Raw genomic sequence first — 23,956 nt, 5'->3', positions numbered from 1 at the left:
AGGGATGGCGCATACAGGAAACCCCGGCGAGAGAGGCCGAAGGCCACTTCATGACCATGACTGACCCGATCGCAGACATGCTCACGCGTCTGCGTAACGCTAACTCGGCGTACCACGACACCGTCGTGATGCCGCACAGCAAGATCAAGTCGCACATCGCGGAGATCCTCAAGCAAGAGGGTTTCATCACCGGCTGGAAGGTCGAGGACGCCGAGGTCGGCAAGAACCTCGTCCTCGAGCTGAAGTTCGGGCCGAACCGTGAGCGCTCCATCGCGGGCATCAAGCGGATCTCGAAGCCCGGTCTGCGCGTGTACGCGAAGTCCACCAACCTGCCGAAGGTCCTCGGCGGCCTGGGCGTGGCGATCATCTCCACGTCCCACGGTCTCCTGACCGGCCAGCAGGCAGGCAAGAAGGGCGTAGGTGGGGAAGTCCTCGCCTACGTCTGGTAGTCGGGAACGGAGGAAAAGCAATGTCGCGAATCGGCAAGCTCCCCATCCAGGTTCCCGCCGGTGTGGACGTCACCATCGATGGCCAGACGGTCAACGTGAAGGGCCCCAAGGGCTCCCTCGCGCACACCGTCAAGGCGCCCATCGCAGTTGTCAAGGACGAGGACGGCGTTCTGAACGTCACCCGTCCGAACGACGAGCGTCAGAACAAGGCCCTGCACGGCCTGTCCCGCACGCTGGTGGCGAACATGATCACCGGTGTGACCACGGGATACGTCAAGGCTCTCGAGATCAGCGGTGTCGGTTACCGCGTGGCCGCGAAGGGCTCCAACCTGGAGTTCCAGCTCGGCTACAGCCACCCGATCCTGGTGGAGGCGCCCGAGGGCATCTCCTTCAAGGTCGAGTCGCCGACCAAGTTCTCGGTCGAGGGCATCGACAAGCAGAAGGTCGGCGAGGTCGCCGCCAACATCCGCAAGCTGCGGAAGCCCGACCCGTACAAGGCCAAGGGTGTCAAGTACGCCGGCGAAGTCATCCGCCGCAAGGTCGGAAAGGCTGGTAAGTAGCCATGGCATACGGTGTGAAGATCGCCAAGGGCGACGCGTACAAGCGCGCGGCCAAGGCTCGCCGCCACATCCGCATCCGCAAGAACGTCTCGGGTACGGCGGAGCGTCCGCGCCTCGTCGTGACGCGTTCCAACCGCAACATCGTTGCTCAGGTCATCGACGACCTCCAGGGTCACACCCTGGCGTCGGCGTCGACCCTGGACGCTTCGATCCGCGGTGGCGAAGGCGACAAGAGCGCCCAGGCCCAGGCTGTCGGCGCGCTCGTCGCCGAGCGTGCCAAGGCCGCGGGTGTCGAGACCGTCGTGTTCGACCGCGGTGGCAACCGATACGCCGGGCGCATTGCCGCTCTGGCTGACGCCGCCCGCGAAGCCGGGCTGAAGTTCTAAGCCCCGGTTCCGGGACTCACGGACGTAACAGAGAGAGGTAATCCAATGGCTGGACCCCAGCGCCGCGGAAGCGGTGCCGGTGGCGGCGAGCGGCGGGACCGGAAGGGTCGCGACGGTGGCCCTGCCGCCGAGAAGACCGCTTACGTTGAGCGCGTTGTCGCGATCAACCGCGTCGCCAAGGTTGTCAAGGGTGGTCGCCGCTTCAGCTTCACCGCGCTGGTCGTGGTGGGCGACGGTGACGGCACGGTAGGTGTCGGTTACGGCAAGGCCAAGGAAGTTCCCGCGGCCATTGCCAAGGGTGTCGAGGAAGCCAAGAAGAACTTCTTCAAGGTTCCGCGCATCCAGGGCACCATCCCTCACCCGATCCAGGGCGAGAAGGCGGCGGGCGTCGTCATGCTCAAGCCGGCTTCCCCGGGTACCGGCGTCATCGCCGGTGGTCCGGTGCGTGCCGTGCTGGAGTGCGCGGGCGTCCACGACATCCTGTCGAAGTCGCTCGGCTCTTCCAACGCGATCAACATCGTGCACGCGACCGTGGCGGCCCTCCAGGGCCTGCAGCGTCCCGAGGAGATCGCGGCTCGCCGCGGTCTGCCCCTCGAGGACGTCGCCCCCGCGGCCCTGCTTCGTGCACGTGCTGGGGCGGGTGTCTGATGGCCCGCCTCAAGATCACGCAGACGAAGTCGTACATCGGCAGCAAGCAGAACCACCGCGACACTCTGCGTTCGCTCGGGCTCAAGCGCCTGAACGACGTGGTCGTCAAGGAGGACCGCCCCGAGTTCCGCGGAATGGTTCACACCGTCCGCCACCTCGTGACGGTTGAGGAGGTTGACTAATCATGGCTGAGAACAGCCCGCTGAAGGCCCACAACCTCCGTCCCGCCCCCGGCGCCAAGACCGCGAAGACCCGTGTCGGTCGTGGTGAGGCGTCGAAGGGTAAGACGGCCGGTCGTGGTACGAAGGGCCAGAAGGCCCGTTACCAGATCCCGCAGCGCTTCGAGGGCGGGCAGATGCCCCTCCACATGCGCCTGCCGAAGCTCAAGGGCTTCAAGAACCCCTTCCGCACCGAGTTCCAGGTCGTCAACCTGGACAAGCTCGGCGCTCTCTACCCCGAGGGTGGAGAGGTCACGGTGGCCGACCTGGTCGCCAAGGGCGCGGTGCGCAAGAACAGCCTCGTCAAGGTCCTGGGCCAGGGCGAGATCTCCGTGGCGCTGCAGGTTTCGGTTGACGCCGTCTCCGCCTCCGCCAAGGAGAAGATCGCCGCTGCCGGTGGCACTGTCACCGAGCTCGTCTAAGACGAATCCAGTGGCTGAATAGCACGAAACCCGACCGGGGATGCCTCACATATGGGGCATCCCCGGTTGGTCGTTCCACGGGAGGCACACTCGCCGGTAAGGTGGCGTGCACCTTTGCTTTGTCGTATTCGTCGATCCCTCAGACCGTCACCTCTGACGCACGTGCGCGGGGGTCGCAGGAGGCACCGTGCTCACCGCGTTCGCCCGGGCGTTCAAGACGCCCGACCTGCGCAAGAAGCTGCTCTTCACGCTCGGCATCATCGTGCTGTTCCGGCTCGGGTCCCATATCCCGGTACCCGGCGTGAGCTACAAGAACGTCCAGATCTGTGTCGACCAGGCAGGCAGCAGCAACGGGCTGTTCGGTCTCGTCAACATGTTCAGCGGCGGTGCGCTGCTGCAGATCACGATCTTCGCGCTCGGCATCATGCCCTACATCACGGCGAGCATCATCCTGCAGCTGCTGACCGTGGTCATCCCGAAGCTGGAGACCCTCAAGAAAGAGGGCCAGTCCGGCACGGCGAAGATCACTCAGTACACGCGCTATCTGACGGTCGCGCTCGCGATCCTCCAGGGCACGGGCCTCGTCGCCACCGCCCGGACCGGTGCCCTCTTCCAGGGCTGCCAGGTCGCCAGTCAGATCGTCCCCAACCGTTCGATCTTCACCACCGTCGTCATGGTCGTCACCATGACGGCCGGTACCTGTGTCGTCATGTGGCTCGGTGAGCTCATCACGGACCGCGGCATCGGCAACGGCATGTCGATCCTGATGTTCATCTCCATCGCCGCCGGCTTCATCGGGGCCCTCTGGGCCATCAAGGAGCAGGGCAAGATCGCGGACGGCTGGGTCGAGTTCGGCGTCGTCATGCTCGTCGGTCTCGCCATGGTCGGCCTGGTCGTCTTCGTCGAGCAGGCCCAGCGCCGGATCCCGGTGCAGTACGCGAAGCGCATGATCGGACGCCGTGCGTACGGCGGCACCTCGACCTACATCCCGCTCAAGGTGAACCAGGCGGGCATCATCCCCGTCATCTTCGCCTCGTCGCTGCTGTACATCCCGGCCCTGGTCGTCCAGTTCAGCGGGTCCACCGCCGGCTGGGCGACGTGGATCCAGAAGCACTTCGTCAAGGGCGACCACCCGTACTACATCGCCGTCTACTTCCTCCTGATCGTCTTCTTCGCGTTCTTCTACGTGGCGATCTCGTTCAACCCCGAGGAAGTTGCAGACAACATGAAGAAGTATGGTGGGTTCATCCCGGGTATTCGTGCCGGTCGACCCACCGCCGAGTACCTGAGCTACGTGCTCAACCGGATCACTTGGCCGGGGTCGCTGTACCTGGGTCTCATCGCTCTTGTGCCGACGATGGCGTTGGCCGGCTTCGGAGCGAACCAGAACTTCCCGTTCGGCGGGACGAGCATCCTGATCATCGTGGGTGTGGGTCTGGAAACCGTGAAGCAGATCGAGAGCCAGCTCCAGCAGCGTAATTACGAAGGGTTCCTCCGCTGATGCGAATCGTCCTCGTCGGACCGCCCGGTGCGGGCAAGGGAACGCAGGCCGCGTTCCTTGCCAAGAACCTGTCGATCCCGCACATCTCCACGGGCGACCTGTTCCGGGCAAACATCAGCCAGGGCACCGAGCTGGGCAAGCAGGCGAAGGCGTTCATGGACGCCGGCGACCTGGTGCCCGACGAGGTCACCATCGCCATGGCCAAGGACCGCATGGAGCAGCCCGACGCCGCGAACGGCTTCCTGCTCGACGGCTTCCCGCGCAACGTGTCGCAGGCCGAGGCCCTCGACGAGATGCTGCGAAACGCCGGCATGAAGCTGGACGCCGTCCTCGACCTGGAGGTCGAGGAGGACGAGGTGGTCAAGCGGATCGCCGGCCGGCGGATCTGCCGCAACGACTCCTCGCACGTCTTCCACGTGGCGTACGCGAAGCCGAAGGCCGAGGGCGTCTGCGACAAGTGCGGCGGCGAGCTGTACCAGCGTGGCGACGACTCCGAGGCCACGGTCCGCAACCGGCTCGAGGTCTACCACACGCAGACCGAGCCGATCATCGACTACTACAAGGCCCAGGGCCTGCTCGTGACCATCCCCGCCCTCGGTGAGGTCGCGGACGTCACGAAGCGCGCGATGGACGCCCTGCAGAAGTAGGCGCGGGGGCAGCCCCCCAGCAGGCAAGTTAGAGGTACGGCCGCGGTGTCCCCAGGGCATCGCGGCCGTACTGTTGAGAAGACCCGCACCAGAGGTGGAAGGCATTTCCATGGTCCAGATCAAGAGCCCCGAGCAGATCGCGAAGATGCGCGAGGCGGGGCTGGTCGTCGCCGCGATCCATGCGGCGACCCGTGAGGCGGCCGTACCGGGCGCCACGACGCGGGATCTGGACATGGTGGCCCGCAAGGTCATCGCGGACGCCGGCGCCAAGTCGAACTTCCTGGGCTACGGCGGGTTCCCCGCGACCATCTGCACCTCGGTCAACGAGGTCGTGGTCCACGGCATCCCGGACGACAAGACGGTCCTCAAGGACGGCGACATCATCTCGATCGACGCCGGCGCCATCGTGGACGGCTGGCACGGCGACGCGGCCTACACGGCGTTCGTGGGCACCGGACACGCCCCGGAGCTCGTGGAGCTCTCGCGGGTGACCGAGGAGTCCATGTGGGCCGGTATCGCCGCGATGAAGCTCGGCAACCGGCTCGTGGACATCTCCAAGGCGATCGAGACGTACATCAAGCGCCAGCCGCGGCCCGCCACCGGTGAGCACAGCCTCGGCAAGTTCGGGATCATCGAGGACTACGGCGGCCACGGCATCGGGTCCGAGATGCACATGGACCCCCACCTGCTGAACTACGTCTCGCGCAAGCGGGGCAAGGGGATCAAGCTGGTCCCGGGCGTCTGCCTGGCGATCGAGCCGATGGTCTCGCTGGGCACGGCCCAGACGGAGGTCCTGGCGGACGACTGGACGGTGATCACCACGGACGGCACCTGGTCCTCGCACTGGGAGCACTCCATCGCGTTGACCGAGGCCGGTCCGATCGTGCTGACCAGCCCGGACTGCGGCAAGGCGAAGCTGGCGGAGTACGGGGTCACCACGGCCCCGGACCCCCTCGGTTAATGATCTAGACTCCTGGGCAAACTTTCCGGATTCGTCTTTCTGGGTGCCCTGACGTAGACTGACTCGTCGGCTCTCGTGCACTTCCATGTCTCCATGGAGCACCGAGCCGATCAAGGTAGCCGATTCGAAGGGCGAAGCGTGGCCAAGAAGCAAGGTGCCATCGAAATCGAGGGCACCGTGATCGAGTCCCTCCCGAACGCGATGTTCAAGGTGGAACTGCAGAACGGTCACAAGGTCCTCGCGCACATCAGCGGCAAGATGCGCATGCACTACATCCGCATCCTCCCGGATGACCGGGTCGTCGTGGAGCTGTCTCCGTACGACCTGACGCGTGGCCGGATCGTCTACCGATACAAGTAGATCTTGTCCTCACTCCTGCCTGGGCATCCGTCCCGGTGCGGGTGGTGGCACTGACCCGGAGAACCTCACCCACATGAAGGTCAAGCCGAGCGTCAAGAAGATCTGCGACAAGTGCAAGGTGATCCGCCGTCACGGTCGGGTCATGGTCATCTGCGACAACCTGCGCCACAAGCAGCGCCAGGGCTGACGCACGCCGACCGACCTGCCTTCCGCAGTTCTTCGCGCGACGTAAGAAAACGTACATACGCAGAACCCGCCCAGCCCTGAGAGGGGCCGGCGGTACCTCCGGCGGGGGCCGGGGACCCGGACGTACCATCACCCACTTCGGGTGGTCGGCGGTCGGGAGTGGTTCTGCGGAAGACCCCCGAACACACAGGAGCCATTTGTGGCACGCGTTTCCGGTGTTGACATCCCGCGCGAAAAGCGTGTGGAGATCGCACTCACCTACGTCTTCGGTATCGGGCGCACCCGGTCCAAGGAGATCCTCGCCTCCACCGGCGTGAACCCGAACACCCGCGTTCGTGACCTGGCCGAAGAGGACCTCGTCAAGATCCGCGAGTACGTGGACGCCAACCTCCGTACCGAGGGTGACCTCCGCCGCGAGATCCAGGGCGACATTCGCCGCAAGATCGAGATCCAGTGCTACCAGGGCATCCGCCACCGTCGTGGCCTGCCGGTGCACGGTCAGCGCACCAGCACGAACGCGCGTACCCGCAAGGGCCCGCGTCGCGCGATCGCCGGTAAGAAGAAGCCGGGCAAGAAGTAGTCCTGTTCAGCGGTCTTGCGCTGTAGGACCGACCACCTCCCGTAGGAGATATAGATGCCCCCCAAGGGTCGTCAGGGCGCTGCCAAGAAGGTGCGCCGCAAGGAAAAGAAGAACGTCGCTCACGGGCACGCCCACATCAAGAGCACGTTCAACAACACGATCGTCTCGATCACGGACCCCTCGGGCAACGTGATCTCCTGGGCCTCCGCCGGCCACGTCGGCTTCAAGGGCTCGCGCAAGTCCACCCCCTTCGCCGCGCAGATGGCCGCCGAGTCGGCCGCCCGCCGCGCGCAGGAGCACGGCATGCGCAAGGTCGACGTCTTCGTCAAGGGTCCCGGCTCCGGCCGTGAGACCGCGATCCGCTCCCTCCAGGCCACCGGCCTCGAGGTGGGTTCGATCCAGGACGTCACCCCCACCCCGCACAACGGCTGCCGCCCGCCGAAGCGCCGCCGCGTCTGATCCGTGGCGGCGCCCCTCCCCGCCGTCGCGGGGGTGATCCGCGCCGCCGCGTATGCGCAGCGGACGCACAGGTGCGTTCTTGAGTGTCCGGGCGGTACGACCCCTTCGGGGGCCGTGCCGCCCGTACCCTTGCAGTAGCCGTACCCCCGGTACGGCGTCCCGTCGGGCGTCAAATAGTGGGCGTCCACGAATGAAGGAACACAGACATGCTTATCGCTCAGCGTCCTTCGCTGACCGAAGAGGTCGTCGACGAGTACCGCTCGCGGTTCGTGATCGAGCCGCTGGAGCCGGGCTTCGGCTACACCCTCGGCAACTCCCTGCGCCGTACTCTCCTGTCCTCGATCCCGGGTGCCGCTGTCACCAGCATCCGCGTGGACGGCGTCCTGCACGAGTTCACCACCGTGCCGGGTGTCAAGGAAGACGTCACCGACATCATCCTCAACATCAAGCAGCTGGTCGTCTCCTCGGAGCACGACGAGCCGGTCGTGATGTACCTGCGCAAGCAGGGCCCCGGCCTGGTCACCGCTGCTGACATCGCGCCCCCGGCCGGTGTCGAGGTGCACAACCCGGACCTGGTCCTCGCCACGCTCAACGGCAAGGGCAAGCTGGAGATGGAGCTGACCGTCGAGCGCGGCCGCGGCTACGTCTCCGCCGTCCAGAACAAGCAGCTGGGCCAGGAGATCGGCCGCATTCCGATCGACTCCATCTACAGCCCGGTCCTCAAGGTCACCTACAAGGTCGAGGCGACCCGAGTCGAGCAGCGCACCGACTTCGACAAGCTGATCGTCGACGTCGAGACCAAGCAGGCCATGCGCCCGCGCGACGCCATGGCGTCCGCCGGCAAGACCCTGGTCGAGCTGTTCGGTCTGGCGCGTGAGCTCAACATCGACGCCGAGGGCATCGACATGGGCCCGTCCCCGACGGACGCCGCCCTGGCCGCCGATCTCGCGCTGCCGATCGAGGAGCTCGAGCTCACCGTCCGGTCGTACAACTGCCTCAAGCGCGAGGGCATCCACTCCGTGGGTGAGCTCGTGGCCCGTTCCGAGGCCGACCTGCTCGACATCCGCAACTTCGGTGCGAAGTCGATCGACGAGGTCAAGGCGAAGCTGGCCGGCATGGGCCTGGCCCTCAAGGACAGCCCGCCCGGATTCGACCCGACCGCCGCCGCCGACGCCTTCGGCGCCGACGACGACGCGGACGCCGGTTTCGTCGAGACCGAGCAGTACTGACAAAGCTTGTGGGGGCCCGCCCCCACACCCCCTCGCGCGACCGCCTGAGGGAACTGACACCGGTACCTGACACGGCCGGTGCAGATATGAAGGAGTAACAATGCCGCGTCCCGCAAAGGGTGCCCGCCTGGGCGGCTCCGCCGCGCACGAGAAGCACCTCCTCGCGAACCTCGCGAAGGCGCTCTTCGAGCACGGCCGCATCACCACCACCGAGGCCAAGGCCCGTCGCCTGCGTCCCTACGCCGAGCGTCTGGTCACCAAGGCCAAGAAGGGCGACATCCACAACCGTCGCCTGGTGCTGCAGACGATCACGGACAAGAGCATCGTGCACACGCTGTTCACCGAGATCGCCCCGCGCTACGAGAACCGCCCCGGTGGTTACACGCGCATCACCAAGATCGGCAACCGTCGCGGCGACAACGCCCCGATGGCGGTCATCGAGCTGGTCGAGGCCCTGACGGTCGCCCAGCAGGCCACTGGTGAGGCCGAGGCCGCCACCAAGCGCGCCGTGAAGGAGGCGGAGGCCACCGAGGCTCCCGCCGCCGAGGAGACCAAGGAGGCCTGATCCCCCACGGGATCACGCTGAACGGCTCTGAACGGGCCCGCCCCCTTCCGGGGCGGGCCCGTTTTCGTCTTTCCCGCTTTTCCGGCGTTTTCGAGCTTCTGAGAGGATCGTTCCCGTGAGTGACGAGGTGGAGCCCGGGCACGTCCGGGTGCGGCTGGACCTGAGCTACGACGGCAAGGACTTCTCCGGCTGGGCGAAACAGCGCGTGCTGCGGACCGTGCAGGGCGAGCTGGAGGGCGCGCTGCAGACCGTGATGCGGCTGAAGGAGCCCGTCGAGCTGACCGTCGCCGGGCGCACCGACGCCGGTGTGCACGCCCGCGGGCAGGTCGCGCAGTTCGACGTGGCCGAAGAGGTGTGGGCCGAGCACCACGACAAGCTGCTGCGCCGCCTCGCCGGGCGGCTGCCGCACGACGTACGGGTGTGGAAGGCCGCCGAGGCCCCCGCGGGCTTCAACGCGCGCTTCTCGGCCATCTGGCGCCGCTACGCCTACCGGGTGGGGGACCACCAGGGCGGGGTCGACCCGCTGCGCCGCGGGCACGTCCTGTGGCACCAGTGGCCCCTCGACGTGGACGCCATGAACGAGGCCGCGGCCCCCCTGCTCGGCGAGCACGACTTCGCCGCCTACTGCAAGAAGCGGGAGGGCGCCACGACCATCCGCACGCTCCAGCAGCTCAGCTGGGAGCGGGCGCAGGACGGCATCGTCACGGCCACCGTGCGCGCCGACGCCTTCTGCCACAACATGGTCCGCTCGCTGGTCGGGGCCCTGCTGCACGTCGGTGACGGCCACCGGCCCACCGACTGGCCCGGCAAGGTGCTCGCGGCGGCCGTACGGGACTCCTCGGTGCACGTGGTCAAGCCGCACGGACTGACCCTGGAGGGGGTCGGCTATCCGGCCGACGAGCTCCTGGCCGCCCGCAGCCGGGAAGCGCGGAACGTGCGGACCCTCCCGGGCGCCGGCTGCTGCTAACCCGTTTGGGCGGATGGCGCCCGGACCGGGACAATGCGCGGCATGGGACATCTCGAAGCCAGCCACCTGGAGTACTACCTTCCCGACGGGCGGGTCCTGCTCCCCGACGTCTCCTTCCGGGTGGGGGAGGGCTCTGTGGTGGCGCTGGTGGGGGCGAACGGCGCCGGCAAGACCACCCTGCTCAAGCTGATCTCCGGAGAGCTCCAGCCGCACGGCGGCGGGGTCGCGATCAGCGGTGGCCTCGGCGTGATGTCGCAGTTCGTGGGCTCCGTACGGGACGAGACGACCGTGCGGGACCTGCTGGTGTCGGTGTCCCAGCCCCGGATCCGGGAGGCCGCGAAGGCGGTGGACCGCGCCGAGCAGCTGATCCTGACGGTCGACGACGAGGCCGCGCAGATGGCCTACGCGCAGGCGCTCAGCGACTGGGCGGACGTCCAGGGCTACGAGGCGGAGACCCTGTGGGACGTCTGCACCATGGCCGCGCTGGACATCCCGTACGACAGCGCGCAGTTCCGCGAGGTGCGCACGCTCTCGGGCGGTGAGCAGAAGCGGCTCGTGCTGGAGGCGCTGCTGCGCGGCCCGGACGAGGTGCTGCTGCTCGACGAGCCGGACAACTACCTCGACGTCCCGGGCAAGCGGTGGCTGGAGGAGCAGCTGAGGGCCACCCGCAAGACCGTGCTGTTCGTCAGCCACGACCGGGAGCTGCTCACCCAGGCCGCCGAGAAGATCATCAGCCTGGAGGCGAGCCCGACGGGCAGCGACGTGTGGGTGCACGGCGGGGGCTTCGCCACCTACCACGAGGCCCGCAAGGAGCGCTTCGCGCGCTTCGAGGAGCTCAAGCGGCGCTGGGACGAGGAGCACGCCCGGCTGCGGGCGCTGGTCCTGCGGCTGCGCAACCAGGCCGCGAGCAGCCCCGACATGGCCTCGCGCTACCGGGCGATGCAGACCCGCTTCCAGAAGTTCGAGGAGGCCGGTCCGCCGCCGGAGCCCCCGCGCGAGCAGGACATCAGGATGCGGCTCAAGGGCGGGCGTACCGGCGTGCGCGCGCTCACGGTGGAGGACCTGGAGCTCACGGGGCTGATGAAGCCCTTCTCGCTGGAGGTCTTCTACGGGGAGCGGGTCGCGGTCCTCGGCTCGAACGGCTCCGGCAAGTCGCACTTCCTGCGGCTGCTGGCCGGCGAGGACGTCCGGCACACCGGCACCTGGAAGCTGGGAGCCCGCGTGGTCCCCGGCCATTTCGCGCAGACCCACGCCCACCCCGAGCTCTTCGGGCGGACCCTCGTCGACATCCTGTGGACGGAGGCCGCGAAGCCGCTGGGCGCCGCCATGGGCGTGCTGCGCCGCTACGAGCTGGAGCGCCAGGGCGACCAGCCGTTCGAGAAGCTCTCGGGCGGCCAGCAGGCGCGCTTCCAGATCCTGCTGCTGGAACTGGCCGGGACCACGGCGCTGCTCCTGGACGAGCCGACGGACAACCTGGACCTGGAGTCCGCGGAGGCCCTGCAGGACGGTCTGGAGTCCTACGACGGCACTGTGCTGTGCGTCACGCACGACCGCTGGTTCGCCCGCACCTTCGACCGCTATCTGGTGTTCGGTTCGGACGGAGTGGTGCGGGAGACTCAGGAGCCGGTGTGGGACGAACGTAGAGTCGAACGCAAGCGCTAGGGGGAGACCGCCCCCTGGGTCGCAGTGAGGGGGAGACGTGGTGGGCCTGCGGTCTGGCATCTGGCTCGTGAAGCGGGAGAACCGCGGTGTCGGCGACCGGCTGCTGGCGTGGCTGCTGCGGCCCGCGTCCCGGCCCTGGCAGCTCATCTCCCTCGCGGTGGTCCTGGGGATCTGCGTCTCCACGAGCCTGCGGGAGAACTGGGGTTCCGACAACGCCTTCGTGGTCAAGGCGGCGCAGACGCTGCTGGCCGGCGGGTCGCCGTACGAGGACAAGCGCTTCCTCTACCTGCCCAGCGCGGTCCTGATGGCCGTTCCGGAGGCACTGCTGCCGACGGCGGTCCTGCGCTGGAGCCTGCCGGTCGCGATGTCCGGGCTGCTGGCCGCCGGCTGGCTGGCCGCGCTGCGGCTGTTCGCGGTGCCGCTGCGCTCGCGCTTCGCCGTCCTCGGCCTCCCGGCACTGGCCCTGGCCTACAAGCCGTACGTGAACCTCGTGCTGATCGGCAACTGGACGGCGATCTCGGCCGCCGCCCTGCCGGTGGCGCTGCTGCTCGCGCAGCGGCGGCACTGGGGGGCGGCCGGCGTGGTGATCGGGCTGGCGATCGCGTGCAAGCCGATGCTGGTGCCGGTCGGGCTGCTCTTCGTGCTCGCGCGGCGCTGGCGGGGGCTGGCGGCGGCCGTCCTGGTGCCGCTGGGACTCTCGCTGGCCGGCGCGCTGCTGATGCCGAGCCCGTCGCTGTTCTTCACCAAGACCCTGCCGTTCCTGCTGAAGGGGCAGGACGCCTACGCGCTGCCCTGGGACGCCTCGCCGATCGCCGTGCTGCCCCGGCTGGGGGTGCCGGAGCCGGTGGCGGTGCTGGTGGCCTTCGCGGGGGCCGCGGCGGGGCTGTGGGCCGCCTGGACGCGCTGGCGGCGCACGGCGGGCGAGCCGGACGGGGGCGAACTGCGGCTCGCGGAGACGGCCTGCATGGTGATGCTCGCCGCTTTCCTGGTCTCGCGGCCCTCCTTCGACCACTACCTGCTGGTGGTGCTGCCGCTGCTGCTGGCCTCGGCGGTGCGACCGGGCTCGATGCCCCGCTCGCCCTGGTTCTGGCTGGCGTTGACGCCCCAGGTGGCCCTGCTCCCGTGGCCCTCGGAGCTGGCCCACAAGCGGCGCGCCTTCAAGGACTGCGCGACCCTGTGCGGGCTCGCGATTCTGCTGGCGCGTCGTGCACTGCCCTCCGGTCGGGTTACCCTGGAGCCCGTAACAACTGCGGGGTCCCCACCCAGGACCGAACCGGAGTGCGCCGCGACGCCAGCAGGACCGGCATCGCGGACCGCGTTTTGACCCATACGGGTCTGCTTGGGTACTCTGCTGGTTTGTTATGCGTATTGGCTTGCTCATTCTCACGTGAAAGGGCCTTACGCCGGTCCACCGGGCCGATGACCAGCGGTTCACACTCGGGTTGCGTCCCCGATGTGGACGAGGGCTGTCGTGATCGTCCGTGGTGACCCTGTCAGGACCTTCCCGTGGGGCTTGCGCCCCTGGGATACCACCACTGAAGAAGCGAAGGCATACGCGTGCGTACGTTCAGCCCCAAGCCCGGCGACATCTCGCGCCAGTGGCTCGTCATCGACGCCCAGGACGTTGTCCTCGGCCGTCTGGCGACCCAGGCCGCCGCCCTCCTGCGCGGCAAGCACAAGCCGACCTATGCCCCCCACATGGACATGGGCGACTTCGTCGTCATCATCAACGCCGACAAGGTTCACCTGTCCGGCAACAAGGCCTCGCAGAAGATGGCGTACCGCCACTCCGGCTTCCCGGGCGGCCTGCGCTCCGTGCGTTACGACGACCTGCTGGCGAACAACCCGGAGAAGGCCGTCGAGAAGGCCGTCAAGGGCATGCTCCCCAAGAACACCCTGGGCCGTCAGATGCTCTCGAAGCTGAAGGTCTACTCGGGCGACCAGCACCCCCACGCTGCGCAGCAGCCGGTGCCGTTCGAGATCACCCAGGTCGCGCAGTAGTTCCGGCCACCCCCTAAGACGTAGAGAATTCTGAGGAGCATCGTGGCCGAGACCACCGCCGAGACGACCCCCGTCGACGAGTTCGAGGGCAACGTCGAGGAGTACACCAGCGAGTCCGAGGTCGTCGCCGAGGGCGACTACACCTCCGAGTCCCTTGCCGGTCGCTTCGGCGACCCCCAGCCGGCCGCCGGCCTGGGCCGTCGCAAGAACGCCATCGCCCGCGTCCGGATCGTTCCGGGCACCGGCAAGTGGAAGATCAACGGTCGCACCCTTGAGGACTACTTCCCCAACAAGGTGCACCAGCAGGAAGTCAACGAGCCGTTCAAGCTCCTCGAGCTGGACAACCGCTACGACATCATCGCCCGCATCGCGGGTGGCGGCGTCTCCGGTCAGGCCGGTGCCCTGCGCCTCGGCGTGGCCCGCGCGCTGAACGAGGCGGACGTGGACAACAACCGCCCGGCGCTGAAGAAGGCCGGCTTCCTCTCCCGCGACGACCGTGCGGTCGAGCGCAAGAAGGCCGGTCTCAAGAAGGCCCGTAAGGCTCCGCAGTACAGCAAGCGTTAATCTGCGCCTGCTGTTCTGCAACGAATCCGCCCCGGCAGCACTCTCTGTGCTGCCGGGGCGGTTCGTTTACCGCCACAAGCGGCACATATCTGTCACATGCGGTTACAAAGCGATGCAGAAACTCGGGAGGACAACAGTGGGACGACTCTTCGGGACGGACGGTGTACGCGGCGTCGCCAACGCGGATCTGACGGCGGAGCTCGCGCTCGGCCTCTCCGTGGCGGCTGCCCACGTACTGGGCGAGGCGGGCACCTTCGCGGGTCACCGTCCAACCGCGGTGGTGGGCCGGGACCCCCGGGCCTCGGGCGAGTTCCTCGAGGCGGCCGTCGTGGCCGGCCTCGCGAGCGCGGGCGTGGACGTCCTGCGCGTCGGTGTGCTGCCCACCCCGGCGGTGGCGTATCTCACCGGTGCGCTGGGTGCCGACCTCGGCGTCATGCTCTCCGCCAGCCACAACGCCATGCCGGACAACGGCATCAAGTTCTTCGCGCGCGGCGGCCACAAGCTCGCCGACGAGCTGGAGGACCGCATCGAGTCCGTCTACGCCGAGCACCGCACCGGCGCCCCCTGGGACCGGCCCACCGGCTCCGGCGTCGGCCGGGTCTCGGACTACACCGAGGGCTTCGAGAAGTACGTCGCCCACCTGATCGGGGTGCTCCCCAACCGCCTCGACGGCCTGAAGATCGTCCTGGACGAGGCGCACGGCGCGGCCGCCTACGTCTCGCCCGAGGCCTTCGCCCGGGCGGGCGCCGAGATCGTCACGATCGGCGCCGAGCCCGACGGCCTCAACATCAACGACGGCTGCGGCTCCACCCACCTCGACCTGCTCAAGGCGGCCGTCGTGGAGCACGGCGCCGACTTCGGCATCGCCCACGACGGCGACGCCGACCGCTGCCTGGCCGTGGACGGCGCCGGCGCCGAGGTCGACGGCGACCAGATCCTCGCCGTGCTGGCGCTGGCCATGCGGGAGTCCGGGCACCTGCGCGGGAACACCGTGGTCGGCACCGTGATGTCGAACCTGGGCTTCAAGCTGGCCATGGAGGCCGAGGGCATCCAGGTCGTGCAGACCGGCGTCGGCGACCGGTACGTCCTGGAGTCGATGAAGGAGCACGGCTACGCGCTGGGCGGCGAGCAGTCCGGCCACGTGATCATCCTCGACCACGCGACGACCGGCGACGGCACGCTCACCGGGATGCTGCTGGCGGCGCGGGTCGCGGCCACCGGCAAGTCCCTGGCCGAGCTGGCGGGCGTCATGCGGCGGCTGCCGCAGGTGCTGATCAACGTGCCCGACGTGGACAGGTCCCGCGTCGCCACCTCCGGCGAGCTCGCCGCGGCGGTGAGCGACGCCCAGCGCGAGCTGGGCGACACCGGACGGGTGCTGCTCCGGCCGTCCGGTACGGAGCCGCTCGTACGGGTGATGGTGGAAGCCGCCGACATCGAGCAGGCCCGCTCGGTCGCCGGCCGGCTCGCGGACGTCGTGAAGTCGGCGCTCGGCTAGTCCCTGAGGTCGGGGTCGCGGGCCTCGGCGGCCGGGGCCCCGTCCTTGGCCCGGCGGATCCAGCGCCCCCGCTGGGTCCGCCACAGTGCCTTCTGCGCGTACAGGGTCGCGATGCCCGCCAGTATGATCCCGGCCAGGTTCAGCAGGAGCTGCTCCACCGAGCCCCTCATCTGGGCGAACTCCGCGTAGCCGAGGGCCACGGCGGCGTTGGCGGCGGCGGGGACGGTGGTCACCGAGATGGCGACGCCCACCAGCGCCCCCGACTTCGCGGAGGTCAGGGAGAGCATTCCGGCGACGCCGGCCAGCAGCGAGACCACGAAGGAGAACGGGTCCGGCTGCCAGATGAACCCGGTGTTCGAGCGGGGGCGGTCGAGCATGCCCGGTTCGAACTGCCCGAGCGCGTCCATGCCCAGGGTGAAGAGGGTGGTGGCGGCCATCGCCGCGGCGAAGCCGATCAGCAGCGCGGACAGCGAGCGCAGCGTGAGCCGCGGCTCGCGCTGCACGGCCCCGACGCACACCCCGGCGAGCGGGCCGAACTCCGGTCCGACCGCCATGGCGCCCACGATCAGGATGGCGTTGTCGAGCACCACGCCGCAGGCCGCGATCATGGTCGCGACGATCATGAACGCGCAGTAGGTGACGCTGAGCGTCGACTCCTCGTGGGTGGCCCCGGTCAGCTGCTTCCAGAGCACGGCGTCGGCCGGCTCGCCGGGAGCCTCCTCCTCGGCGGCGTCGGCCCGCCGCGACAGCGACAGGTCGATGTCCTCGACGGTGATCGAGCCGTCGGTGTCGATGCCGAGGGCCTGGAGCTCCCGGAGCAGCTCGTCCCCGGCCTCGCGCGCGACGTCGCACAGCACGAGGTCGCCGGGCGGGACGCGGGCCGCGTCCTTCAGTACGGCCAGATGGGTGGTCCCGACCGTCTTCTCGACGATCGCCACCACCGCCTCGGTCCGGTCCGCCGGGGTGATCATCCGCAGGTGCAGCATGCACCGCACCCTAGCGAAGCGGGGCTGCGGCGCTACAGCTTGCGCAGGCTCAGCTTCTGCACCTTGTGGTCCGCGCCCTTGCGGACGACCAGGGTGGCCCGGCCGCGGGTGGGGGCCACGTTCTCCAGCAGATTGGGCTTGTTGATGGTCCGCCACATCGTCTGCGCGTACTCCATGGCCTCCTCCTCGGAGACCTGGGTGTACTTGAGGAAGTAGGAGAACGGGTTCTGGAAGGCGGTCTCGCGCAGCTTGCGGAACCGGTTGAGGTACCAGCGCTCGATGTCCTCGGGGCGCGCGTCCACGTACACGCTGAAGTCGAAGTAGTCGGCGAGCGCGACCCTGGTCCGGCCGTCCTTGCCGGGCAGGGCCGGCTGGAGCACGTTCAGGCCCTCGACGATCAGGATGTCCGGGCGTCGTACGACGAGCTCCTCGCCCGGGACGATGTCGTAGATCAGGTGCGAGTAGACCGGGGCCCGGACCTCGTCCTTGCCGGCCTTGATGTCGGCCACGAACCGGGTGAGCGCGCGGCGGTCGTAGGACTCGGGGAAGCCCTTGCGGGAGGTGAGCCCGCGCCGCTGGAGCTCCTTCATCGGGTAGAGGAAGCCGTCGGTGGTCACCAGCTCCACGCGCGGGTGCTCGGGCCAGCGGGCGAGCAGGGCCTGGAGCAGACGGGCCACGGTGGACTTGCCGACGGCCACCGAACCGGCGACCCCTATGACGAAGGGGGTGCCCTGCTGGGCGCCGTGGCCGTTGCCCGCGTCGCCGAGGAAGGTGTTCAGGGTGCCCCGCAGGTTGCTGGTCGCGCCCACGTACAGGTTCAGGAGCCGGGACAGCGGCAGGTAGACGTCGCGGACCTCGTCGAGGTCGATGACGTCACCGAGGCCCCGCAGCCGCTCGACCTCCTCGGCGGTGAGCGGCAGTGGGGTCCGCTCGCGCAGGGCGCTCCACTCGGCGCGGGTGAGCTCGACGTACGGCGAGGCCTCGGGGCCCCGCCGGTGGGCGGGACGCGGGGGCTGCCCGTCCGGGCCGGTGCGCTCCGTCGCGCTGTCCGGCGTGCTGCTTCGTGGCGGCGAAGTGATCACACCGCCATTGTCGGGGCTCCGGCTCGGTTGTGGGTGGTGTGGTCGGTCACGTAAGGGGTCCGTTTCGCCGCGGTTGTGCCGGGGCCGGTACCGATTCGAGGGCCGTGCGATCTCGCGGCGGTCACGATCGGCGGCCCGGGCGGGAAATCGCGGACCGGTGATCGTGGGAACCAGTAGATTGCTGTTTCTTGATCGTCTCTGGGGGAGTGCTCTCGTGCGTACCGCTCTTGTCCGTCGTACCGTCCTGACCGCGTCCGCGGTGTCCCTGGCCCTGCTGGCCACCGCCTGCGGCTCCGAGAAGGCCGACACCAAGGCGGACGCCAAGCCGTCCGCCGGCTCCGCCGCGCCCGCCGCGAAGGCGAAGACCGACGCCGAGCTCGCGGGCCTGATCGTGGTCCAGGCGGACCTGCCGGAGCACGTGGTCAAGCCGGCCACCGCCGAGGAGAGCGCGGCGGCCGCCGGGGCGACCAGCGACAAGCCCGAGTGCCTGCCGCTGGTCAAGGCCCAGTCCATGGCTCCGGTCGGCAGCGCCGCCGGGACGGCCCGCACCAAGGCCGTCGCCAAGCCCAAGGAGCCGTCGGCCGGCGCCAGCGCCGAGGAGAAGCTGAAGGCCGCGATGGACGCCCTGAGCGCCACCGCCACCTCCGTCACGCTGTCCTCCTACGAGGGCAAGGGCGCCCAGGAGGCCATCGCGACCCTCAAGGGCGCGGGCACCGCCTGCGCCGGCGGCTACACCGGCAGCCAGGGCGGCGGGGCGCTCAAGATCCAGAAGGTGACGCCGGGTGCGGCGGTCACCGCCGGCGACGAGGCGCTCGCCTACACCGTGGTGGGCGACGCCGACGGCGAGAAGCTGGCGATGGAGCTCGTGGTCGTGCGCAAGGGCAACACCCTGGCGACCTTCTCGGCCCTCAGCGCGAGCGGTACCGCCGAGCAGCCGAAGGCGGTCGTGGACGCGCAGGTGAAGAAGCTCGGCTGATCACCGCGAGGGCGACGGACGTCAACCCCGCTCCGGCACGTTCGCCGGGCGGGGTTTCGTCTTGTGCAGGTACGGGGCAGGAGCTCAACTTCGGCGTACGCTGCGGCCTATGTGCGGAATTGTGGGTTACGTGGGAGCGCAGTCGGCGCTCGATGTGGTCATCGCCGGACTCAAGCGACTGGAGTACCGCGGCTACGACTCGGCCGGGGTCGCCGTGCTCTCCGAAGGGGAGCTGTCGGCCGCCAAGAAGGCCGGCAAGCTCGTCAACCTGGAGAAGGAGCTGGTCGGCAACCCGCTGCCGGCCGGGTCCACCGGCCTCGGACACACCCGGTGGGCCACCCATGGCGGGCCCACCGACGTCAACGCCCATCCCCACCTGGACAACTCCGGGCGGGTGGCGGTCGTGCACAACGGCATCATCGAGAACTTCGCCCTGCTGCGCGCCGAACTCGCCGAACGCGGGCACCGGCTGGAGTCCGAGACGGACACCGAGGTCGTGGCCCACCTGCTCGCCGAGGAGTACGCGGCAGCCGGTGACCTGGCGGTGGCCATGCGGCGGGTGTGCGGGCGGCTGGAGGGCGCCTTCACGCTGGTCGCGGTGCACGCCGACGCACCGGACGTGGTCGTCGGGGCACGCCGGAACTCACCCCTGGTGGTGGGCGTCGGAGAGGGGGAGAACTTCCTCGCCTCCGACGTGGCCGCGTTCATCGCCCACACCCGGTCGGCGATCGAGCTGGGGCAGGACCAGGTCGTGGAGCTCCGCCGCGACGGGGTGACGGTGACCAACTTCGACGGTTCGGCCGCGTCCGTGCGGGCGTACCACGTGGACTGGGACGCCTCGGCGGCCGAGAAGGGGGGCTACGACTACTTCATGCTGAAGGAGATCGCGGAGCAGCCCAAGGCCGTCGCCGACACCCTCCTGGGCAGGATCGACGCGAGTGGTTCGCTGACCCTGGACGAGGTGCGCATCCCCGCCTCGGTGCTCAGGGAGGTCGACAAGGTCGTCATCGTGGCGTGCGGTACGGCCTACCACGCGGGCATGATCGCGAAACTGGCCATCGAGCACTGGACCCGCATCCCGTGCGAGACCGAGCTGGCCAGCGAATTCCGCTACCGCGACCCGATCCTGGACCAGCGCACGCTGGTGGTCGCGATCTCGCAGTCCGGCGAGACCATGGACACCCTCATGGCGCTGCGGCACGCGCGCGAGCAGGGCGCCAAGGTGCTGGCCATCTGCAACACGAACGGATCGACGATCCCGCGCGAATCGGATGCGGTGCTCTACACGCACGCCGGTCCGGAGGTGGCCGTCGCCTCCACGAAGGCGTTCCTGACGCAGCTCGTGGCCTGCTACCTCGTGGCGCTTTACCTCGGTCAGGTCCGGGGCACGAAGTGGGGCGACGAGATCCAGGCGGTGGTCCGGGAACTGTCGGACATCGCCGCGGCGGTGGACACCGTCCTGGAGACGATGGAGCCGGTACGGCAGCTCGCGCGGTCCCTCGCCGAGAAGGACACCGTGCTCTTCCTGGGCCGCCACGTGGGCTACCCGGTGGCGCTGGAGGGCGCGCTCAAGCTCAAGGAGCTGGCGTACATGCACGCCGAGGGCTTCGCGGCGGGCGAGCTCAAGCACGGGCCGATCGCGCTGATCGAGCCGGACCTGCCGGTGGTGGTGGTCGTCCCCTCGCCGCGCGGGCGGTCGGTGCTCCACGACAAGATCGTCTCGAACATCCAGGAGATCCGGGCCCGCGGGGCGCGCACCATCGTCATCGCGGAGGAGGGGGACGAGGCGGTCGTCCCCTACGCCGACCACCTGATCCGCATCCCGGCCACGCCGACCCTGCTCCAGCCGCTGGTGGCGACGGTGCCGTTGCAGGTCTTCGCGTGCGAGCTGGCGACGGCGCGCGGGAACGAGGTGGACCAGCCGCGTAACCTCGCGAAGTCGGTGACGGTGGAGTGAGCGGGCAAGCGGGGTTGTTGTTGTGATCATCGGTGTGGGGATCGACGTCGCGGAGATCGACCGGTTCGCCGCGGCGCTGGAGCGGACGCCGAACCTGGCCGGACGGCTCTTCCTCGACGCCGAGTTGACGCTGCCGAGCGGTGAGCGGCGCGGTATCGCCTCGCTCGCCGCCCGGTTCGCGGCGAAGGAAGCCCTGGCCAAGGCGCTCGGCGCGCCCGCCGGGCTGCTGTGGACCGACGCCGAGGTGTACGTGGAGGAGTCCGGCCGGCCCCGGCTGCGGGTGTCCGGGACGGTCGAGGCCCGGGCCCGGGAGCTCGGCGTCAGGTCCTGGCACATCTCGCTGAGCCATGACGCGGGCGTCGCCTCGGCCGTGGTGATCGCCGAGGGGTAGCGCCGCTCCGCGTGGGCCCGTGGCCCGTGGGGCAGGGTGGTGGCATGCGTACTGCTTACAGCGTGGAGACCGTACGGGCCGCCGAGCGGGAGCTGATGGCGCGTCTGCCCGAGGGCGCCCTGATGCAGCGGGCGGCGGCGGGCCTCGCCGCCGTCTGCGCGGGGCTGCTGGGGCGGGTGTACGGGTCGCGGATCGTGCTGCTCGTCGGGCCGGGGGACAACGGGGGCGACGCGCTGTACGCCGGCGCGCGCCTGGCCCGGCGCGGGGCCGGGGTGACGGCCGTGCCGATGGACCCCGAGCGGCTGCACGCGGGCGGGCTCGCCGCACTGCGGGCCGCCGGGGGCAGCGTCGCGGACGCCGTGCCGCCGAGGGCTGACCTCGTGGTGGACGGGCTGCTCGGGATCGGCGGCCGCGGCGGGCTGCGGCCGGCCGCGGCGGCCCTGGTGGAGCGGATCCCGCCGGGCGTCCCGGTGGTCGCCGTGGACCTGCCGAGCGGGGTCGACGCGGACACCGGCGAGGTGGCGGGCCCGGCCGTGACAGCCGGGGTGACGGTGACGTTCGGCGCCTACAAGCCGGGGCTGCTCGTCGATCCGGGGGCTTCGCGGGCGGGCGTGGTGCATCTGGTCGGCATCGGCCTGGAGCTGCCGGGCCGCGGGCAGGCGCAGGCCGAGGCCCTGCAGCACGCCGACGCCGCGGCCCTGCTGCCGGAGCCGACGGCGTCGAGCGACAAGTACCGCCGGGGCGTGGTGGGCATCGCCGCCGGGTCCGCGCAGTACCCGGGCGCGGCCGTGCTGGCCGTCGCGGGGGCGCTGCGCGGCGGCGCCGGAGCCGTGCGGTACGTGGGGCCGGCGGCGGACGCGGTGCTCGCGCGCTACCCCGAGACGTTGATCGGCCGCGGCCGGGTGCAGGCGTGGGTGGTCGGGCCGGGCATCGGGGAGGCGCGCGGCGGCGAGGTCGCGCAGCTGCTGGCCCAGGACGTGCCGGTGCTGGTGGACGCGGACGGGCTGCGCGGGCTGGACCCGGCAGTGCTGCGGGCCCGCACGGCCCCGACCCTGCTCACCCCGCACGCGGGGGAGGCGGCGGCGCTGCTGGGCGTGTCGCGGGAGTCGGTGGAGGCGGGACGGCTGGAGGCCGCGCGGGAGCTGGCGGGGCGGTACGGGGCGACGGTGCTGCTGAAGGGCTCGACCACGCTGGTCGCCTCCGGCGGCGGCCCGGTCCGGGTGAACCCGACGGGGACGCCGTGGCTGGCGACCGCGGGCAGCGGCGACGTGCTGTCCGGACTGGCCGGCTCCCTGCTGGCGACCGGGCTGTCCGGCCCCGACGCCGGCTCGCTGGCGGCGTACCTCCACGGTCTGGCGGCCAGGCTCGCGGGCGGTCCGCTGCTGGCCCACGACGTGGCCGCCGCCCTGCCGCGGGCATGGCGGGAGACGGCGCGCCCGTAGCCCGCGCCGGCCCCGCCGGCATTCGGGGCGCGGGGTCCGGGGCCGAGCCCGAGCAGCATCCTGGTCCCGCCGCAGGGGCCCGACCGGCGGGGTCTGCGAGACTGTGCGGGATGAACGAGACACCCACGCGCGTGTACGCCGAGATCGACCTGGACGCCGTACGGGCGAACGTGCGCGCGCTGCGCGAGCGGGCCCCCCGTTCCCAGCTGATGGCGGTCGTCAAGGCGGACGCCTACGGCCACGGCGCGCTGGCCTGCGCCAAGGCCGCCCAGGAGGCCGGCGCCACCTGGATCGGGACCGCCACCCCCGAGGAGGCGCTCGCGCTGCGCGCCGCCGGGGTCGAAGGCCGGATCATGTGCTGGCTCTGGACCCCCGGCGGCCCCTGGCGCGCGGCCGTCGAGGCCGACATCGACGTGTCGGTCAGCGGGATGTGGGCCCTGGACGAGGTCCGCGCGGCCGCCCGCGCCACCGGCCGCACCGCCCGCGTCCAGCTGAAGGCCGACACCGGCCTCGGCCGGGCCGGCTGCCAGCCCGCCGACTGGGCGGAGCTGGTGGGGGCCGCCGTCGCCGCCCAGGCCGAGGGAACCGTGCGCGTCACCGGCCTCTGGTCGCACTTCGCCTGCGCCGACGAGCCCGGCCATCCCTCCATCCGGCTCCAGCTCACCGCCTTCCGCGACATGCTCGCGTACGCCGAGAAGGAGGGCGTGGAGCCCGAGGTCAGGCACATCGCCAACTCGCCCGCCACGCTCACGCTGCCCGAGTCGCACTTCGACCTGGTCCGCTGCGGGCTCGCCCTCTACGGCGTCTCGCCCGCGCCGGAACTCGGCACGCCCGCCCAGCTCGGCCTGCGCCCCGCCATGGCGCTCAAGGCCACCCTGGCGCTGGTCAAGACCGTCCCGGCCGGGCACGGCGTGAGCTACGGGCACCACTACGTCACCGAGACCGAGACCACCCTGGCCCTGGTCCCGGCCGGTTACGCCGACGGCATCCCGCGGCACGCCTCCGGGCGCGGCCCGGTGCTCGTGGGCGGCACGCTCCGCCGCGTCGCCGGGCGCGTCGCGATGGACCAGTTCGTGGTCGACCTGGACGGCGGCCACGCCGAGGTCGGCGACGAGGCCGTCATCTTCGGGGACGCGGAGCGCGGCGAGCCCACCGCCGAGGACTGGGCGCAGGCGGCGGACACGATCGCGTATGAGATCGTCACCCGTATCGGAGGGCGCGTGCCCCGGGTGTACCTGGGCGGCTGAGGCGGAGTGGGGGCG

Annotated in this window: 28 protein-coding genes; 26 read left to right on the top strand and 2 right to left on the bottom strand. The window is 70.1% G+C overall.

Annotation, left to right across the window (positions count from 1 at the left end; translation table 11 throughout):
* The first annotated feature begins 50 nt into the window (after nt 1–50).
* The 21 genes from rpsH to glmM all read left to right on the top strand — a co-directional run bounded on the left by rpsH (nt 51) and on the right by glmM (nt 15,860).
* On the top strand, nt 51–449 hold the full coding sequence (rpsH, locus tag AC07FY_RS12995; protein ID WP_007265911.1) for a 30S ribosomal protein S8: 399 nt from the start codon (nt 51–53) through the stop codon (nt 447–449).
* 20 nt (nt 450–469) lie between these two features.
* Nucleotides 470–1,009 carry a 50S ribosomal protein L6 gene (rplF, locus tag AC07FY_RS12990; protein ID WP_030653648.1) on the top strand — a complete coding sequence of 180 codons (540 nt, stop codon included), beginning with the start codon at nt 470–472 and terminating at the stop codon, nt 1,007–1,009.
* 2 nt (nt 1,010–1,011) lie between these two features.
* Nucleotides 1,012–1,395 (top strand): 50S ribosomal protein L18, encoded by a 384-nt coding sequence (gene rplR / locus AC07FY_RS12985; RefSeq protein WP_030026334.1) that lies wholly within the window; start codon nt 1,012–1,014, stop codon nt 1,393–1,395.
* 45 nt (nt 1,396–1,440) lie between these two features.
* On the top strand, nt 1,441–2,043 hold the full coding sequence (gene rpsE / locus AC07FY_RS12980) for a 30S ribosomal protein S5 (protein ID WP_136213231.1): 603 nt from the start codon (nt 1,441–1,443) through the stop codon (nt 2,041–2,043).
* The gene (gene rpmD, locus AC07FY_RS12975) at nt 2,043–2,225 is read left to right on the top strand and encodes a 50S ribosomal protein L30 (RefSeq protein ID WP_005313525.1); all 183 of its coding nucleotides are present in this window, start codon (nt 2,043–2,045) and stop codon (nt 2,223–2,225) included. Before rpsE ends, rpmD begins: the two co-directional genes overlap by 1 nt.
* A gap of 2 nt (nt 2,226–2,227) precedes the next feature.
* Nucleotides 2,228–2,683, top strand: a complete 456-nt coding sequence (gene rplO, locus AC07FY_RS12970) for a 50S ribosomal protein L15 (RefSeq protein WP_030008473.1) — start codon at nt 2,228–2,230, stop codon at nt 2,681–2,683.
* Nucleotides 2,684–2,870: 187 nt separating this feature from the next.
* Nucleotides 2,871–4,184, top strand: coding sequence for a preprotein translocase subunit SecY (gene secY, locus AC07FY_RS12965; RefSeq protein WP_069921526.1), 1,314 nt, complete (start codon nt 2,871–2,873; stop codon nt 4,182–4,184).
* On the top strand, nt 4,184–4,831 hold the full coding sequence (locus AC07FY_RS12960) for an adenylate kinase (protein ID WP_479004670.1): 648 nt from the start codon (nt 4,184–4,186) through the stop codon (nt 4,829–4,831). Before secY ends, AC07FY_RS12960 begins: the two co-directional genes overlap by 1 nt.
* A 109-nt stretch (nt 4,832–4,940) precedes the next feature.
* Nucleotides 4,941–5,792, top strand: coding sequence for a type I methionyl aminopeptidase (map, locus tag AC07FY_RS12955; RefSeq protein ID WP_479004667.1), 852 nt, complete (start codon nt 4,941–4,943; stop codon nt 5,790–5,792).
* Between the two features lie 138 nt (nt 5,793–5,930).
* Nucleotides 5,931–6,152 (top strand): translation initiation factor IF-1, encoded by a 222-nt coding sequence (gene infA / locus AC07FY_RS12950; protein ID WP_003956442.1) that lies wholly within the window; start codon nt 5,931–5,933, stop codon nt 6,150–6,152.
* 73 nt (nt 6,153–6,225) lie between these two features.
* Nucleotides 6,226–6,339 carry a 50S ribosomal protein L36 gene (rpmJ, locus tag AC07FY_RS12945; protein WP_003956441.1) on the top strand — a complete coding sequence of 38 codons (114 nt, stop codon included), beginning with the start codon at nt 6,226–6,228 and terminating at the stop codon, nt 6,337–6,339.
* Between the two features lie 198 nt (nt 6,340–6,537).
* On the top strand, nt 6,538–6,918 hold the full coding sequence (rpsM, locus tag AC07FY_RS12940; RefSeq protein ID WP_007265919.1) for a 30S ribosomal protein S13: 381 nt from the start codon (nt 6,538–6,540) through the stop codon (nt 6,916–6,918).
* Between the two features lie 54 nt (nt 6,919–6,972).
* Nucleotides 6,973–7,377: a 30S ribosomal protein S11 gene (gene rpsK, locus AC07FY_RS12935; RefSeq protein ID WP_003956432.1), complete on the top strand. Its 405-nt coding sequence runs from the start codon at nt 6,973–6,975 to the stop codon at nt 7,375–7,377.
* A 206-nt stretch (nt 7,378–7,583) separates the two neighbouring features.
* On the top strand, nt 7,584–8,606 hold the full coding sequence (locus AC07FY_RS12930) for a DNA-directed RNA polymerase subunit alpha (RefSeq protein ID WP_008739666.1): 1,023 nt from the start codon (nt 7,584–7,586) through the stop codon (nt 8,604–8,606).
* 100 nt (nt 8,607–8,706) lie between these two features.
* Nucleotides 8,707–9,171 carry a 50S ribosomal protein L17 gene (gene rplQ, locus AC07FY_RS12925; protein ID WP_069921530.1) on the top strand — a complete coding sequence of 155 codons (465 nt, stop codon included), beginning with the start codon at nt 8,707–8,709 and terminating at the stop codon, nt 9,169–9,171.
* A 115-nt stretch (nt 9,172–9,286) separates the two neighbouring features.
* Nucleotides 9,287–10,138 carry a tRNA pseudouridine(38-40) synthase TruA gene (gene truA, locus AC07FY_RS12920; RefSeq protein ID WP_479004663.1) on the top strand — a complete coding sequence of 284 codons (852 nt, stop codon included), beginning with the start codon at nt 9,287–9,289 and terminating at the stop codon, nt 10,136–10,138.
* 33 nt (nt 10,139–10,171) lie between these two features.
* On the top strand, nt 10,172–11,800 hold the full coding sequence (locus AC07FY_RS12915; protein WP_479004660.1) for an ABC-F family ATP-binding cassette domain-containing protein: 1,629 nt from the start codon (nt 10,172–10,174) through the stop codon (nt 11,798–11,800).
* A gap of 67 nt (nt 11,801–11,867) precedes the next feature.
* Nucleotides 11,868–13,124: a glycosyltransferase family 87 protein gene (locus AC07FY_RS12910; protein WP_479004658.1), complete on the top strand. Its 1,257-nt coding sequence runs from the start codon at nt 11,868–11,870 to the stop codon at nt 13,122–13,124.
* Nucleotides 13,125–13,357: 233 nt separating this feature from the next.
* Nucleotides 13,358–13,801, top strand: coding sequence for a 50S ribosomal protein L13 (gene rplM / locus AC07FY_RS12905; protein WP_030154717.1), 444 nt, complete (start codon nt 13,358–13,360; stop codon nt 13,799–13,801).
* Nucleotides 13,802–13,843: 42 nt separating this feature from the next.
* Nucleotides 13,844–14,365: a 30S ribosomal protein S9 gene (gene rpsI / locus AC07FY_RS12900; RefSeq protein ID WP_383802497.1), complete on the top strand. Its 522-nt coding sequence runs from the start codon at nt 13,844–13,846 to the stop codon at nt 14,363–14,365.
* A gap of 136 nt (nt 14,366–14,501) precedes the next feature.
* On the top strand, nt 14,502–15,860 hold the full coding sequence (gene glmM / locus AC07FY_RS12895; RefSeq protein WP_479004654.1) for a phosphoglucosamine mutase: 1,359 nt from the start codon (nt 14,502–14,504) through the stop codon (nt 15,858–15,860).
* On the opposite strand, the gene AC07FY_RS12890 is transcribed toward glmM, so the two are convergent.
* On the bottom strand, nt 15,857–16,846 hold the full coding sequence (locus AC07FY_RS12890) for a DUF389 domain-containing protein (RefSeq protein WP_479004651.1): 990 nt from the start codon (nt 16,844–16,846) through the stop codon (nt 15,857–15,859). The two genes, glmM and AC07FY_RS12890, sit on opposite strands and share 4 nt — an antisense overlap.
* A 32-nt stretch (nt 16,847–16,878) precedes the next feature.
* Nucleotides 16,879–17,928, bottom strand: coding sequence for a type I pantothenate kinase (gene coaA / locus AC07FY_RS12885; RefSeq protein ID WP_479004648.1), 1,050 nt, complete (start codon nt 17,926–17,928; stop codon nt 16,879–16,881).
* Nucleotides 17,929–18,142: 214 nt separating this feature from the next.
* Between coaA and AC07FY_RS12880 the strand changes: the two genes are divergently transcribed.
* From AC07FY_RS12880 to alr, 5 genes are all read left to right on the top strand, one after another.
* On the top strand, nt 18,143–18,904 hold the full coding sequence (locus AC07FY_RS12880; RefSeq protein WP_479004646.1) for a hypothetical protein: 762 nt from the start codon (nt 18,143–18,145) through the stop codon (nt 18,902–18,904).
* 109 nt (nt 18,905–19,013) lie between these two features.
* Nucleotides 19,014–20,861, top strand: coding sequence for a glutamine--fructose-6-phosphate transaminase (isomerizing) (glmS, locus tag AC07FY_RS12875; protein WP_479004643.1), 1,848 nt, complete (start codon nt 19,014–19,016; stop codon nt 20,859–20,861).
* Between the two features lie 22 nt (nt 20,862–20,883).
* A complete protein-coding gene (locus AC07FY_RS12870; RefSeq protein ID WP_479004640.1) occupies nt 20,884–21,252 on the top strand; it encodes a holo-ACP synthase in 369 nt (122 codons plus the stop codon).
* A gap of 44 nt (nt 21,253–21,296) precedes the next feature.
* Nucleotides 21,297–22,694 carry an NAD(P)H-hydrate dehydratase gene (locus tag AC07FY_RS12865; protein ID WP_479004637.1) on the top strand — a complete coding sequence of 466 codons (1,398 nt, stop codon included), beginning with the start codon at nt 21,297–21,299 and terminating at the stop codon, nt 22,692–22,694.
* Nucleotides 22,695–22,804: 110 nt separating this feature from the next.
* The gene (gene alr / locus AC07FY_RS12860) at nt 22,805–23,941 is read left to right on the top strand and encodes an alanine racemase (RefSeq protein WP_479004635.1); all 1,137 of its coding nucleotides are present in this window, start codon (nt 22,805–22,807) and stop codon (nt 23,939–23,941) included.
* Nucleotides 23,942–23,956 lie beyond the last annotated feature (15 nt).

The sequence above is a fragment of the Streptomyces sp. NPDC045967 genome (assembly GCF_056430495.1).
Note: the sequence above shows the minus strand (reverse complement) of the source record. Positions and strands in the feature narration are given on the sequence as shown.

Excerpts from the sequence above, each read along its gene's own strand:
- rplO (WP_030008473.1), top strand. The coding sequence starts at position 2,228 with ATGGCTGAGAACAGCCCGCTGAAGGCCCACAACCTCCGTCCCGCCCCC.
- AC07FY_RS12960 (WP_479004670.1), top strand. The coding sequence starts at position 4,184 with ATGCGAATCGTCCTCGTCGGACCGCCCGGTGCGGGCAAGGGAACGCAG.
- rpsH (WP_007265911.1), top strand. The coding sequence starts at position 51 with ATGACCATGACTGACCCGATCGCAGACATGCTCACGCGTCTGCGTAAC.
- AC07FY_RS12930 (WP_008739666.1), top strand. The coding sequence starts at position 7,584 with ATGCTTATCGCTCAGCGTCCTTCGCTGACCGAAGAGGTCGTCGACGAG.
- glmS (WP_479004643.1), top strand. The coding sequence starts at position 19,014 with ATGTGCGGAATTGTGGGTTACGTGGGAGCGCAGTCGGCGCTCGATGTG.
- rpsK (WP_003956432.1), top strand. The coding sequence starts at position 6,973 with ATGCCCCCCAAGGGTCGTCAGGGCGCTGCCAAGAAGGTGCGCCGCAAG.
- map (WP_479004667.1), top strand. The coding sequence starts at position 4,941 with ATGGTCCAGATCAAGAGCCCCGAGCAGATCGCGAAGATGCGCGAGGCG.
- alr (WP_479004635.1), top strand. The coding sequence starts at position 22,805 with ATGAACGAGACACCCACGCGCGTGTACGCCGAGATCGACCTGGACGCC.
- rplR (WP_030026334.1), top strand. The coding sequence starts at position 1,012 with ATGGCATACGGTGTGAAGATCGCCAAGGGCGACGCGTACAAGCGCGCG.
- AC07FY_RS12865 (WP_479004637.1), top strand. The coding sequence starts at position 21,297 with ATGCGTACTGCTTACAGCGTGGAGACCGTACGGGCCGCCGAGCGGGAG.
- rplF (WP_030653648.1), top strand. The coding sequence starts at position 470 with ATGTCGCGAATCGGCAAGCTCCCCATCCAGGTTCCCGCCGGTGTGGAC.
- rpmJ (WP_003956441.1), top strand. The coding sequence starts at position 6,226 with ATGAAGGTCAAGCCGAGCGTCAAGAAGATCTGCGACAAGTGCAAGGTG.
- rpsE (WP_136213231.1), top strand. The coding sequence starts at position 1,441 with ATGGCTGGACCCCAGCGCCGCGGAAGCGGTGCCGGTGGCGGCGAGCGG.
- AC07FY_RS12890 (WP_479004651.1), bottom strand. The coding sequence starts at position 16,846 with ATGCTGCACCTGCGGATGATCACCCCGGCGGACCGGACCGAGGCGGTG.
- rpmD (WP_005313525.1), top strand. The coding sequence starts at position 2,043 with ATGGCCCGCCTCAAGATCACGCAGACGAAGTCGTACATCGGCAGCAAG.
- AC07FY_RS12915 (WP_479004660.1), top strand. The coding sequence starts at position 10,172 with ATGCGCGGCATGGGACATCTCGAAGCCAGCCACCTGGAGTACTACCTT.
- rplQ (WP_069921530.1), top strand. The coding sequence starts at position 8,707 with ATGCCGCGTCCCGCAAAGGGTGCCCGCCTGGGCGGCTCCGCCGCGCAC.